This is a genomic window from Mycobacterium sp. TH-M116 (assembly GCF_057473685.1).
This window is the reverse complement of the sequence record NZ_JBYCLC010000255.1, coordinates 15,302-28,595: the sequence shown is the minus strand read 5'-3', so window position 1 is coordinate 28,595 and position 13,294 is coordinate 15,302. Positions and strand designations below refer to the sequence as shown.

The 13,294-nt window shown below is 62.3% G+C and carries 14 protein-coding genes; all 14 read left to right on the top strand.

What is annotated here, in order from left to right:
* The first annotated feature begins 64 nt into the window (after positions 1–64).
* The 14 genes from AC2VOK_RS12880 (at position 65) to AC2VOK_RS12815 (ending at position 13,289) form a co-directional block, all read left to right on the top strand.
* The gene (locus tag AC2VOK_RS12880; protein ID WP_428900819.1) at positions 65–913 is read left to right on the top strand and encodes an MlaE family ABC transporter permease; all 849 of its coding nucleotides are present in this window, start codon (positions 65–67) and stop codon (positions 911–913) included.
* Positions 913–1,782, top strand: a complete 870-nt coding sequence (locus AC2VOK_RS12875) for an MlaE family ABC transporter permease (RefSeq protein WP_428900818.1) — start codon at positions 913–915, stop codon at positions 1,780–1,782. Before AC2VOK_RS12880 ends, AC2VOK_RS12875 begins: the two co-directional genes overlap by 1 nt.
* A gap of 10 nt (positions 1,783–1,792) precedes the next feature.
* Positions 1,793–2,836 (top strand): MlaD family protein, encoded by a 1,044-nt coding sequence (locus AC2VOK_RS12870; protein ID WP_428900817.1) that lies wholly within the window; start codon positions 1,793–1,795, stop codon positions 2,834–2,836.
* The gene (locus AC2VOK_RS12865) at positions 2,833–3,897 is read left to right on the top strand and encodes an MlaD family protein (protein ID WP_428900847.1); all 1,065 of its coding nucleotides are present in this window, start codon (positions 2,833–2,835) and stop codon (positions 3,895–3,897) included. The genes AC2VOK_RS12870 and AC2VOK_RS12865 overlap by 4 nt, the downstream gene beginning before the upstream one ends.
* Positions 3,894–4,853: an MlaD family protein gene (locus AC2VOK_RS12860; RefSeq protein WP_428900846.1), complete on the top strand. Its 960-nt coding sequence runs from the start codon at positions 3,894–3,896 to the stop codon at positions 4,851–4,853. The genes AC2VOK_RS12865 and AC2VOK_RS12860 overlap by 4 nt, the downstream gene beginning before the upstream one ends.
* Positions 4,853–5,947: an MlaD family protein gene (locus AC2VOK_RS12855; RefSeq protein ID WP_428900816.1), complete on the top strand. Its 1,095-nt coding sequence runs from the start codon at positions 4,853–4,855 to the stop codon at positions 5,945–5,947. The genes AC2VOK_RS12860 and AC2VOK_RS12855 overlap by 1 nt, the downstream gene beginning before the upstream one ends.
* Entirely contained in the window at positions 5,944–6,939 is a 996-nt protein-coding gene (locus AC2VOK_RS12850) for an MlaD family protein (protein ID WP_428900845.1), read from the top strand. The genes AC2VOK_RS12855 and AC2VOK_RS12850 overlap by 4 nt, the downstream gene beginning before the upstream one ends.
* Entirely contained in the window at positions 6,936–7,889 is a 954-nt protein-coding gene (locus tag AC2VOK_RS12845) for an MlaD family protein (RefSeq protein ID WP_428900815.1), read from the top strand. Before AC2VOK_RS12850 ends, AC2VOK_RS12845 begins: the two co-directional genes overlap by 4 nt.
* Positions 7,890–7,961: 72 nt before the next feature.
* Positions 7,962–8,633 carry a hypothetical protein gene (locus AC2VOK_RS12840; RefSeq protein WP_428900814.1) on the top strand — a complete coding sequence of 224 codons (672 nt, stop codon included), beginning with the start codon at positions 7,962–7,964 and terminating at the stop codon, positions 8,631–8,633.
* A 148-nt stretch (positions 8,634–8,781) separates the two neighbouring features.
* The gene (locus tag AC2VOK_RS12835; protein WP_428900844.1) at positions 8,782–9,363 is read left to right on the top strand and encodes a hypothetical protein; all 582 of its coding nucleotides are present in this window, start codon (positions 8,782–8,784) and stop codon (positions 9,361–9,363) included.
* Between the two features lie 780 nt (positions 9,364–10,143).
* Positions 10,144–10,590 carry a hypothetical protein gene (locus AC2VOK_RS12830; RefSeq protein WP_428900813.1) on the top strand — a complete coding sequence of 149 codons (447 nt, stop codon included), beginning with the start codon at positions 10,144–10,146 and terminating at the stop codon, positions 10,588–10,590.
* A 103-nt stretch (positions 10,591–10,693) separates the two neighbouring features.
* The gene (locus tag AC2VOK_RS12825) at positions 10,694–11,005 is read left to right on the top strand and encodes a hypothetical protein (protein ID WP_428900812.1); all 312 of its coding nucleotides are present in this window, start codon (positions 10,694–10,696) and stop codon (positions 11,003–11,005) included.
* Between the two features lie 274 nt (positions 11,006–11,279).
* Positions 11,280–11,429: a hypothetical protein gene (locus tag AC2VOK_RS12820; RefSeq protein ID WP_428900811.1), complete on the top strand. Its 150-nt coding sequence runs from the start codon at positions 11,280–11,282 to the stop codon at positions 11,427–11,429.
* Between the two features lie 102 nt (positions 11,430–11,531).
* Positions 11,532–13,289 (top strand): proline--tRNA ligase, encoded by a 1,758-nt coding sequence (locus AC2VOK_RS12815; protein ID WP_428900810.1) that lies wholly within the window; start codon positions 11,532–11,534, stop codon positions 13,287–13,289.
* Positions 13,290–13,294 lie beyond the last annotated feature (5 nt).

Below are 13,294 nucleotides of genomic sequence, written 5' to 3'. Positions count from 1 at the left end.
TCGCCTCAGCCGTGGTGGACCGCTGGAAGCCCGGAGTCCTTCGCCGCGCTCTGCGGAGCAGACGATGCCTGGCACGCGCCGCGACGTGTCCCGGGCCCTCATCGTGGCCCACCGAGTGTTGCGGCACATAGGCACGATCCCGGGGCGCAGTCTGGGCACGATCGGTCGCGGGGTGCTGCTGTTGGCGGCCGTGCTGCGCTACACGGTCACCGATGCCATTTCGTTGCGGCTCGGGGTCGGCGAACTGCTCGTGCAGGCATGGACGCTACTCAAAGTCACGGCCACGCCTGCGTTGCTGATGGCCATTCCGTTCGGCGCGATGGTCACCGTCGTGTCTTCTGGGCTTGTCAATCAGCTGGGGGCGACTTCCCTGCTCGGGGCGGCCAGCGGGATCGGCGTCATCCGGCAGGGAGCGCCAATCACCGCAGGGCTGTTGATGGGAGGCGCGGCGGCGTCGGCCATCGCCTCTGACTTCGGGGCGCGCGCGACCCGTGAGGAACTCGACGCGATGCGGGTAATGGGTGTCGACCCGGTGCGCCGTTTGGTGGTGCCGCGGTTTCTGGCATTGCTGTTGTTAGCTCCCGTGCTGTGCGTTTACATCGTTGTGGCGGGCACCGGCGCCGCATACATTCTGGCGGTCTCGGCCAGCGACCTGACGCCCGGAAGCTTCTGGCAGTCCTTTGGAACATTCGCGAAGGTGGTGGACATATGGTTCGCAATCGGCAAGACCATCGTCTTCGCCGCGATCGTGGCTATCGTTTCATCGCTTCGGGGGATGGAGGCAAAGGGCGGCCCGCGCGGCGTCGCTGATGCGGTGAATTCATCGGTGGTGCTGAACGTCGTCGGCATCGTTTTCGCGAACCTCGCGATAACGCAACTGCAGACGATGTTCTATCCGATGGAGGTGGCGTAGTGGTTTCGGGTAGCAGCGCGACACCGTCGACGCATCTCAGCACCCGGCTGATAACGCCGTCGGCGTGGCCCATCAGCGAGGTGCTCCGTACGGCGGGGCAGTGGGCGGTGTTCATCGCCCAGACCTTTTGGTTGCTCCCGCTGACGTTCAGCAAATACCGCCGGCAGACGCTACAGCAAATGAACGGCCTCGCGTGGGGCAGAGGGTCGCTCATCGTGGACGGCGGCGTGGTAAGCGTATTGCTGATCCTCGGGATCGCGGTCGGCGCCTCGTTGGCCGTGGAGGCATTTGCTGCCCTGGACATCATCGGCTTCGGCGCGCTGTCGGGGATCATCGCGGGGGTAGGGGCCGTTCGGGTGATCGGTCCACTCGTGGGCGGGATCGCGTTCGCCGCCCAAACGGGGTGCCGGATGACCGCCGAGATCGGCTCGATGCGCATCGCCGACGAGATCGATGCCATCGAGGCAATGGGACTCAGGCCGATACCATTCGTGGTCGGCACCCGCCTGGTCGGCGGGCTGGTGTGCGTAATCCCGGGTTACCTCCTAACGCTGGTAACGACATTCTTGACGATGGACACCGTCATCCGGATATTTCACCATCAGCCCGGCGGCACGTACAACCATTATTTCGTCGAATTCCTGACAACGAGGGATCTCTTCTATTCCGTTATCAAAGTAACGATCTACTGTGTGGCAGTGACGGTGATCCATTGCTATTACGGATACTTCGTCACGGGTGGTCCGGTCGGCGTGGGTCGAGCGTCGGGGCGTGCCGTTCGGGCAAGCCTTGTCGCGATCATGATTCTGGACTTCATAACCACGGTGGCGTTGTGGGGCCTGCAACCGGTGTTTGTGTTCAAGGGTTAGGTGTGCTGACGTGTTGATTTATGGTTCGGAGGAAGCTGAGAAGAGAACTTTGACCATTGTCGGTGCGGCGGTGCTGATATGTGTCGCGGTGGCCGGGCTGCTCGCTGAGTTCATTCCGTTCGGTGGCCGGCCGGCCGGGGTGATTTCGTTCTCTATCGACACGCCATATGTCGGTCAAGGAGTCGCCGAGGGCGCGGCGGTGGTCTTGCACGGGGTCAGGGTGGGGGAGGTCACGGGTGTGTCCAGCTTGCCTGGCGGGGGCGTGCGCGTCGCTGCTCACTTACAGAAGCCGCTGGCAGCCGGCTTGACCGACACGATGACGATCGACTTTCGGCCGGTCAACTATTTCGGTGTCACCGGCATCAATCTGATCCCGGGTGCTGGCGGCCGACCACTGAGGGACGGGATTCGGATCAACACGGTGCCGACCGGAAACTTCACCCTCCAGGCGTTGCTGTCCCGTCTTGGTGAGGTGTCGGTCGGCGTGTTGACACCACGGCTGATCCAGGTGATCGATCGCGCCACTCGCTATACCGACGCGCTGGATCCGCTGATAGAGACGGCGTTGATCACCGCCGATTCCGTTGCCCGGGTGCAAACAGTCAGTACCGCCCGACTCTTGAACAACACGGCCGGACTGAGCGTGGTGTTCCCGTCCACGGTCAACGCGCTCGCGGGAACCGGCGAGAGTTTGATACACAACGATATAAATTTCAAACACCACAGTGCCTCAGACGTCAGCAGCGACGAATTCGAGCACAAATACATACCGAGCCTGAAGTTGGCGTCCGAAGGGCTCTTGGCTGACGTGGGCAGGCTCGAGTCCACGCATCTTGACGATCTGCTTCCCGTGACCGAGGCGGTCAAGGCGCTGTTTGACGTGGTGCCGCCGTTGATCAGGCCCGAAGGCTTCGCGCAGCTGTTGGGCGAATTGCGGACCCGATTTGAGAAAATGTACGCAGGTCCCCCTGATCAGCGTGCTCTGAAAGTTCGCATTGTCCTTGACAACCTGCCCGGGGTGGCAGCTCCGATCAGCGCCATTGGGGGCCCCTGATGACACCCGTAGCGGCTTTGTGGCGCCTCGCGATAAGCGGCCTCACCGCGATCGCGTTTTTCATCTTGCTGGCCAACGTCATTCAGCAGCCCGTTGCAGCGGATCAGCGTTCGTATAGCGCGGAGTTCACCGACGCATCCGGACTGCATAAGGACGCCGACGTGCGTGTTCGCGGAGTGCGTGTCGGAAAGGTGCAATCGATCCGGCTCGAGCGACGGGGTGGCCAAAGCCTGGCTTGCGTCGGTTTTACGCTCGACAAGCGATACGGCGTGGTATCCGCCACTCGATTGGCCATCAAATACCAGACGCTCACCGGTTTGCGGTATGTCGATGTCATGAACCCGGTGGAGGTTTATTCGGTCACCGATCTCGTGACTCGGGCCACCACCGCGATGACACAACCATCGTTCGATATCACAGCGTTGTTCAACGGGCTGCAACCCGTGATCGCGACGTTGAGTCCCGACGAGATAAACACTTTCTCGACCAACGCGGTAGCGTACCTTTCCGGTGCTGGCGACGGCTTGGGGCCGATGCTGGAAAGTATCCGTAAGCTCACCGCGTTCGTGTCAAACCGCCAGCAAGTGGTCGCCACATTGATGCAAAATCTGTCAGAAGTCGCTGAGGTCATCGGTGGACATTCAAAAGAGTTGATCCAAATACTCGAGTGGGCAAACCGACCACTGGACAGTGCTCTCAAATACCTGGATGAATTCCGAAAATCTCAGCTCTTCGGTCCCGAATTCACCGCCGTGGCGCTCCGATTGATCGCTAATGCGGGATTCCCGCCGATTTCCAACAGCTCTTTTCGGTTTCAAATCTATCCGGCACCCGTTCCGGGCGACGACATTCCCACTGACATCGACGCCGCACTGGACCGGGCATTCACCAATGTCGACGACTATGTCGACGCGTTCAAGTTGGTCCCGGTCATGTGGGACGGCATTCCAGAACCGCCGGTCGCCGGGACGACTCTTCCTTGCACGAAGGGCCATTTCGAACTGCCGGCGCCGATGGACATCCTGGTCAACGGACAAAAGGTGGTCTTGTGCAACCGATGAAAGTGCTGCGTAGCCCGTTTGCGTGGGGTGCCGGTACGTTGGCCTTCGCGACGGTAATGGCGCTGGTGGCGGCCGCGCTCTACATCAGCCCACCAGCCCAGCGAATCGTCACGTTCTACACCGTAGATGCGGCTTCGATCCGTCGTGGTGATCAGGTGCGAATTGCCGGTATCACCGTCGGCAAGGTGAAAGATCTTGCGCTGGAACAAGACCGGGTGCGGGTAGAGGCGCAAATCGACAACGACGCATTCGTCGGTGACCAGTCGCAAATCCAGGTCCGCATGCTCACAGCGGTCGGCGGCTACTACGTGAACATCGTTTCGCTAGGGGACTCCGCTCTGGCTGGAAAGGCCGTTCCGGTGGAACGCGTGACGATGCCCTATAACCTGATGCGTACCCTCGCGGATGCGACGAAGATCACTGGAAACGTCAACCCGACGCCGATCAATCAGTCGCTGGAAGAGGTGCAGAAAGGACTTGCCGGGGGCAACGTCGACTCGCTCTCCGCAATAATCGATGCGGGCAACGCGCTCATGTCCACCATCGAAAAACAACGTGGGCAAGTGTCCGCGATTCTCAACCTATCCGACGAGTATATAAAAGGGCTGAGCAACTTCGGTGACGAGCTGAAGAACATGGTCCGCAAAATTTCGATCACGGAGCAGACGCTTGTGCTCTACGGAGAGGGATTCGGTGGTGCGCTCAAGGGATTGGGTGACATTATGGACGCGCTCGCACCGGCCGGTGTCTTTTACCAGAATCATCGCGACGATTTTCTCGAAAAGGTTCGGCACTGGCAAGAAAAAGCCCGGTACTGGGCGGATCGCAATGGCGTGATAGTCCGAGGGCTGCGCCTGGTGCGGAGCAAGATCGAGCGGGTCCTTGATGCGCAGAACGCGGGGCCAGAGCTGCTGGCCACCGACCTGTGCATACCCGTGACGGGAAGTGGGTGCTAATGGCCGCGCAGGTGCGCAGGCGCGTTTGCCGGGTCGCAGCAACCATGCTGACGGCCGCGTCGGTGGCCGCGGGCGGCTCGTGCGCGCCGAAGCCCGAGAGTCAGCGCGCCGACTACTGCGCGATCATGCCCGACAGCATCGGGCTTTATGTCGGTAATCCGGTCACCCAGATGGGCTATCAGATCGGATCGGTCAAAGCCATTGCCCCCGGTGCGCTCGACGTGCGTGTCGATTTCACGGTGACCGAGCATCGTCGGTTGCCGCGGGACGTCAAAGCGATCATCAGGTCGACATCAATCCTCGCCGACCGGTCGCTGGAACTGGTCGGCAACTATGCCTCGGGACCGCAGCTGCGCGCCGGCGGATGTGTTCCACTCACTCGCTCGTCGACCCCTAAGAGCCTGTCCGAAGTGATCGGCTCGGCAACCAGTTTCATCAATTCGGTCAACCCCAACGGGTCGACGAACATCGGCGATGTCGTGCGCGGTGTCGATCAGGCGATCCACAACCAGGGAGCCGGCATCAACCAACTGCTGACCACGTCGGCGGCGGTACTCGACAGTCCTGACCAAGCGATCAGCGACATCGGATCCCTCATCGCCGACCTGGCTCACCTGACGACGGTGCTCAAAGAGATCAGGGGGCCGCTGAAGGAGATCATGTATGACGCTCAGAAGACCACGCCGGGCCTGGACGCGGCAATCGACGGGGGCCGACGGCTGACCGACGGACTCATCTGGGTGATTCCGATGGTCGCTGATTTGGAGACAAACCTCGGGCAGGAGACTCAGTTCACCCTGGACACGACGGGGGTTCAGTTGAGGAAGCTCAGCGCGCATGCCCCCCGGCTTTCAAATCTGCTGAATCCGGTGCCCTGGTGGATCAACACCCTGGCCAATCATTTCAATAATCGGCCCTTCAGCCCTCTCAGATATCGGCCGCCGCTGTATCGCATCCATACCCCCGATGGAGTCGCGCTGTGCAATCTCATGAACGCATCGATGCCCGGCAGCTGCGCGAACGTCCAAGGACAGCCATACGCGGTCGACGTCGCACTGCTGCAGTACGTACTCAGCCAGGCGGCAAGGCGATGAGCAGGCAGGCGTGGTCGACTGCCGTCGTCGTCGCCAGTGTCGTCGCGGTGTCATCGTGCGCATCGCTGGACGTCAACGCGTTGCCCCAGCCCGGAAATGCCTACCACAACGGGCACAACATAGTCCTCGAATTCGACAACGTCCTCAATCTGCCCGAGCGCGCGAAAGTGGTCATGGACGGCAAGACCGTCGGCGTCGTGACCTACGTGGCGGTCACGAGCCATTACGTCGATGTCACCGCGCGACTCGACCCCAGCGTTGTGGTGCCGTCGAACATCCATGCGGCACTGCAGCAAGCCACGGTGCTGGGCGACATCTACGTCGCCCTCAACCGGCCCCGCAGCAAGGAACCGGCAGCCCCTGCACTAGGGCCGGACGGACGGGTCACGCTGGCGCACACCACGTCTCCGCCGCAACTGGAAGACACCATCGCTAATCTGGCGAACTTCGTGTCCAGCGGGTCCGTCCAACGAGTGCAGAACACGATTGTCGGCCTCAATCGCGTTACCCCACAAGGAGGTACGGCGCGCGAAATCGCCTCGCGAGTGGCCGTCGACCTTGCGGACCTGTCCAAGGGCATCGATACAGTCGACCAATGGCTCAACGGTGTGTCCGGAACGGCTGATGTCATGCACAACCGCATCCCGACATTCCAGGAATGGTTCTCGCCCAAAGGAATGGTGGGCTTTGATCGCATGACAAGATCTGCGGCCTACGTCGGCACGCTCCTGACTTCCGCCGGCAGCGTCTACTCGGACGGATATTGGTTGATTCCCCTGCTGAGTTCGGTCGCCGACGCCTTCGCGGCGATGCAGCGCGACAAACGGGCGTTCGAAGCCGAGTTGCCGGCGTGGCGACGGCTCTTCTACGAATACTTCCTCCCGCAGGATAAATATCCCGCGATGAACATCACGTCAATAGTGGGGCCCGACGGGCTGGAAATGTCCGACCACGTTCAAGATGTCCTGCGGATCATCGGGGCGGCGCCATGAGAGTGCGAGACATGTTGTCCTTCATGATATTCGGCCTGATGATCGCGTTGGCCGTGGGCTACATCGGCTTCCTTGGTGTCCGCATAGGGCCGCCCTCCCACCGCATCAACATCTCCATGCAGGTGGCCGATGTCAATAGTCTGGTCGTCGGGTCGAATGTACTGCTGCGGGGCGCGCCAGCCGGCAAGGTCACCAATATCACGGCCGCGGTCGACGGGGCAACTATCGACTTCTACATCGGCGACCGGTTCCACGTTCCCGCCGACAGCGATGTTCGCCTAGAGAATCTATCTGCGCTCGGCGAATCCTATATTGAGCTGGTTCCGCGGACTCAGGGCGGACCCATGCTGCACAACGGCCAGCGCATCGCAACAGAATCGATAAGCCAGCCACCCTCGATATCGGAATTGGCGAAAAGCGTGGTACGGGTGCTTAATCAGCTCGATCCCGGCGCGCTCGAACGCATCGTCGGCGAAGCCGACGTCGCACTGCCGAAGGCGAACTCAGTGCTTCCCAATCTCTCGCACGCCAGCAGCCTGCTGCGCAACACCGCGGCCGATATGCGTGGCCGCGGCCGAGAACTGCTCGACAACCTTCAGACACTGCTGGGCAAGGCCGGCTGGCTCGGCCCTCTGCTCGCCGAACTCACACCGATGGTCGAGAATCTCAACCCCCATATTCGTTCAGTGCTCAGCACCATCCCATTGGAGGTGGACGCCGGTGCGCCGGCAATGGATATCGCGTTCGACAAGTACCTGGGCCGAATTCAGAAGCTGTTGGACAACAATGGTGGCGACCTCAAGGTGCTTGGCGAAGCGTTCACGCCGCACGTCAAGCGCATCGCCGGCGCATTGCTCAACTTCGACACCGGTCAGATACTGGCGAACGTGTTGGACGGGCTGCCGGCGGACGGTGCGATTACCTTGCATGTCGCCATCACCGGAAATTAGGCGGGCAGCAATGGACTCCACCGGCGCCACCGCACTGGAAACACCCGACCTGGAAATTGAGAGGGGCACCCGATGAGCGTCAAAGAATCAGACACTTACGAACCGTGCGAGGCCGATTCGGCAGAGCCGGAGGCGCACGACACGACCAAGCAGGATCCTGCGCAACCGCAAGCGGTGGATCAGGCCGTGGATAACGCCAACGACAAGAGATCCGCGAGACAGCTCCGAGTGACAATCTCCTTCCGCAGTTTGGTGGTTGCGGCGGTGATCACCGCGCTTGTCGGCGCTGTCGCGGTGCTGGCTTGGCTGTACGTCGGAGTACGACACAATCTCGACGCCCAGGCTCGCCGATCGGAAACCACGACGCACGCCGAAAAAATCGCCCTCGACTATGCTGTGAATGCCGCGGCAATAAACTACACGAACATTAATGCGTGGAAGACCAAACTGGTCGCCGGAACCACTCCAGAACTCAAAGAGAAGTTGACCAAGGCGGCGCAGGAGATGGAGCAGATCCTGGTTCCTCTTCAGTGGATTTCCACCTCAAACCCACTCGTAGCCAAGGTTCGTTCGGATACGGGCGGAGTGTATGTCGTTGATTGTTTTGTCAGTATTCTCACCAAGACCGTGCAAGCCTCCGAACCGCTGCAATCCACGGCGACGTACAGTCTCACGATCGACAGCGGCAAGAACTGGCAAATCAGCGATGTTGGTGGGGTTGGCGCTGTGGTACAGCAGAAGTAACACACCAGAGCGCGAAAAGTACCGGAAAGAAATAACTATGCGTGAGGCTGGGATCGCTCAGAAACGGCAGCCAGCGACAAGGCTGTTGCCTTCGTTGCGCATCGCGGCGGGCTGTGCGGTGGTCATGCTGGCGGCGACAACCGTCGTGATGGGCCCGAAGTCCGGTGCCGACCCGCCGTACCAACCCGGCCCCGACAGCGATCTGATCCGGCCCTTACCGGTCGTCATCCCAACCGCCTCGAACTGGGCTCCGAAGTTTCCTTTTCCCTATGACCAAGCCAGAACAAGTGTTACCGATGCGGATATCGCCGCGGAGCGGGAGATGTGCCAGTGGTTCAACGCACAGTACGATACGCTGCGACGCCAGATCGACAGGCTGCAATTCGAGCGCATCACCCCCAACGGCCCGGGTGTCATCATGGGTTCGGCCAGCGACTGGGACTACAGTTTCGGGGTAGTTCAGCAGCAGGTCGACATCGTCACCGCAAACATCGACCAGTCGGTAGACTTCCTCGCCCCTCGTGTCCAAGCGCTCACCCAGACCCAGGACCACTCGGGCGACGTCTACTTCCCGCTTTACGAGGGCGAGAGTTTTTACCTGCTCTGGCAGCACCTATCCAATGTGAGTGCCGGCATCAAAGCCCATCAGCCCGACTGGTTTACCGGACCATCGGTGCAACGAGTCAAGCGTTGGGGCACCAGGATCCACCGTTCCCACGTGTGCGACTAGATGGAATCGCAACGAATGCAAGATATTCGAGACCGACAGGACGACCAATGAAGGGTCGACACGGTACGCTACCCCCAGGGCGCGATGGCAGACGGTGCAGCCGCTACCGTCGCTCGGCGGCCGTCGGGTGTGCGATCGCATTGGCGTTAGGCAACGCGACCTCGGGACACGCGGACCCGCCTGCCGATGCGGCGGCCAGTCCATTTCCGGATATGGCGCACATAACGACCTGGTACACCCAATTGGGGCCAGACGAATTCGTCATTCCCGACCATCCGGGCGTGTGGTTCTTGTCCCCTTCGGGGCTGAACTGCGGGATCTGGTTTTGGGGAAGCTTCGGCTGCACTGGTGATATTCCCGGCGCACCGCCGGGCGACAATCACATCGCCTGGTTCAACGGAAATCGCTCCGTGCACCACGGCTGGACGGCGGCTATTCAGTTCCCCGCCGGACAAGCGGCACGGACACTGCCTCCGCGCAGCTACGTGACCGATAACTCAACGACTTGCGCGAGCACGCCGGAGGGCAACACGTATTGCGGGCACGGCGAGTTCAAGTTCTTGATAACGCCACAAGGAACGTGGTTCAAAGCATGGGACGACAAGCGATCCTATGTATGTAATAGTTACGCATCCTGTCCCCCGAGTTAATCACCGCAGGCCTGAGTCGGCATGCAACTCGTGCATCGGAAATAGAGAAAGGGCAGCGATCATGGTCGGCCACCGTTTGGCTTCGTGGTCACCCCACAGCGGCAGGGGCACGCCGCCGCCATGGGATTCCATGATCGAATCGGCACTGATCGTCGCGATTGTTCTCGCCACTGGGACTACGCTGTCACCTGCGGCGGTCGCGGATTCGGGAACCGATCTCCGAGACGCTGTGTCGTTGGCTCGCAGCGAAACATCATGCAAAGCAATGCAATACAATCCGATCGTCGAGCATGTGGCATCGGTCATCAACCGATCGACCAACGACTACCTCGATCACACAGCAACGCGAGTCCCGGTTTCTGACCCACTGGAGGGCCTGAAAGATCTGGGCTACCGCGGCACCAAGGCATACCTGCTGCAGGGCGCCGACAAAAACGACGGCAACGCCATAAAGGGCGCACTTTTGGAAGGCTACGCCACGATCCCGAACTGCTCGTATAGAGACTTCGGGGTGAGCATTCGCCGTAACGACACGACCGGATACACCTTGGCTGCGGTCGTACTGGCGGGACCCTAGATAGCGTGCGGGACGGCAAATGATTCGCAGCAGGCTCGTAACGATAGTGGTCACCGGGTTATCTGCGGGGGTGCTGGCCCCAATCGCGCGCGCTGATGAGAGCGTGACCTACGAGGTCGTTTCGGATCAAATCCCGACAGTGGGCGGCATCGAGTATTTCGATGGCTCCGCGAGGCAACTTCTGCAGAATGTGCCGCTGCCATGGCGAACCGATGTGACGATGGCCAACCCCCGCAGCCTGGGCACGGATGGGGCCGAGGTTCGCGCCGACTGGCGAAGCAGCATCGCCGCTCCGGTATGGCAGCCTGGTAAGTGGGTGACAGTACGGATCTACATCGGCAACGTCCTCAGATGCCAAAATACGCTCGATGTCGGCAATGCGGCGTGCTACGGCAGCACGTCCTTTAGGTCATGACCGGGGTTTGCCGCACAGAAGGATGACAGTTTCTGTCGCGCGGCTCGGTTGGCCGCGAACAGCTCATAGGCTCGAGGGAGTAGCCGATCGATCGAAGCCACAAAACCCCTCGGCCAAAGCGATAGCCTGAATCGAGGCTTGTTGGCCGGCGGAGACCACCCAGATGTGTCCGGGGTCGCCGGTCGCAGCGGTTCGCTGGGACGCTCCCGGAGCCTGGCGCCGACCCGGCCGGGCTGGTCGCGTTTTCGACGACGAATTCGGCGAGGATCCCAGCATGCCGCTGCTGCCGCATACCTGGCGCATACCTGGCGCGATGAGCCTGGACCGCAAGGCGGCCGCTGAGCAAGGCCCTATATCGGACTGCGGGGCTCGCCTCGGTGGGGCGTGGCGCAGCGGTGTTCGCCCGGGACTGCACACGGCGTGACCTCGACCGGCGCGTCGCCGCGCCGGTTTCAGTGTCGCGCCTGCCCTGCCCCCCCGCGCCCGCATCGTCGCCGGGGGGTGTCCACCACTAGGCTGGCCCGCTGTGATCACCCGGATGTCCGAGCTCTTCCTGCGCACCCTGCGTGACGATCCCGCCGAGGCCGAAGTCCCCAGCCACAGGCTGCTGATCCGCGCCGGATACGTTCGTCCCGTCGCGCCCGGGCTGTACAGCTGGCTGCCCCTGGGATTACGGGTCCTGCGCAGGATCGAACGCGTCGTCCGCGACGAGATGAACGCCATCGGCGGCCAGGAGATCCTGTTCCCGGCCCTGCTGCCGCGCGCGCCGTACGAGACGACGAACCGCTGGACCGAATACGGCGACAGCGTGTTCCGGCTGCAGGACCGCCGCGGCCACGACTACCTGCTGGGCCCCACCCACGAGGAGCTGTTCACCCTGACCGTCAAGGGCGAATACAACTCCTACAAAGACCTTCCGCTGGTGCTCTACCAGATCCAGAACAAGTACCGCGACGAGGCGCGGCCGCGAGCCGGCATCCTGCGCGTCCGGGAGTTCCTGATGAAGGACTCCTACTCCTTCGACGTCGACGACGCCGGCCTCGAGGCCGCCTACCGCGCGCACCGCGAGGCCTACCAGCGCATCTTCGCTCGGTTGCAGGTGGGCTACGTCATCGTCTCAGCGACTTCGGGCGCGATGGGCGGCAGCGCCTCCGAGGAGTTCCTGGCCGAGAGCACCATCGGCGAGGACACCTTCGTGCGGTGCCTGGAATCCGGTTACGCGGCCAACGTCGAGGCCGTGGTCACCACCCGGCCCGAACCGCGTCCCGCGGAGGTCGTGGCTTGCTTGCCCGAGGCACAGGTCCACGACACGGGCGACACCCCGACCATCGCCAGCCTGGTGGAGTGGGCCAACAACGCCGGCCTGGGCCGCACCGTCACGGCGGCCGACACACTGAAAAACGTCTTGCTGAAAGTCCGCGAGCCCGGCGGGGACTGGGAGCTGCTGGCCATCGGGCTGCCCGGCGACCGGGAAGTCGACGACAAGCGGCTGGGCGCGGCCCTCGAGCCCGCAGAGCACGCACTGCTCGACGACACCGATTTCGCCAGGTACCCATTCCTGGTGAAGGGCTATATTGGCCCGAAGGGCTTGCACGACAACAAGGTTCGCTACCTGGTCGATCCGCGGGTGGTCGAGGGCACCAGCTGGATCACCGGGGCCGACGAGCCCGGGCGGCATGTCGTGGGCCTGGTGGCCGGCCGCGACTTCACCGCCGACGGCACCATCGAGGCCGCCGAGGTGCGAGACGGAGACCCGTCACCCGACGGAGCGGGCCCGCTGGTGTCCGCACGCGGCATCGAGATCGGGCACATCTTCCAGCTCGGCCGCAAGTACACCGATGCTTTCGCCGTCGACGTGCTCGGCGAGGACGGAAAACCGGTGCGGGTGACGATGGGTTCCTACGGCATCGGGGTGTCGCGGCTGGTCGCCGTCATCGCCGAGCAGCACCACGACGAACTCGGGTTGCGCTGGCCGTCGGCGGTGGCGCCGTTCGACGTCCACCTGGTGATCGCCAACAAGGACGCCGGGGCCCGAACCGGAGCCACCGCGCTGGCCTCCGACCTGGACCGGTTGGGCGTCGAGGTGCTGCTCGACGACCGCCAGGCCTCACCCGGCGTGAAGTTCAAGGACGCCGAGTTGCTCGGGGTGCCCTGGATCGTCGTCGTCGGGCGCGGCTGGGGCAACGGCATGGTCGAGTTGCGTGACCGCTTCACCGGGCAGACCCGCGAGCTGGCCGCCGGCGAGTCGCTGGCCGCCCAGATCGCGGCGCTGCTGGGTTCTTGACCGCG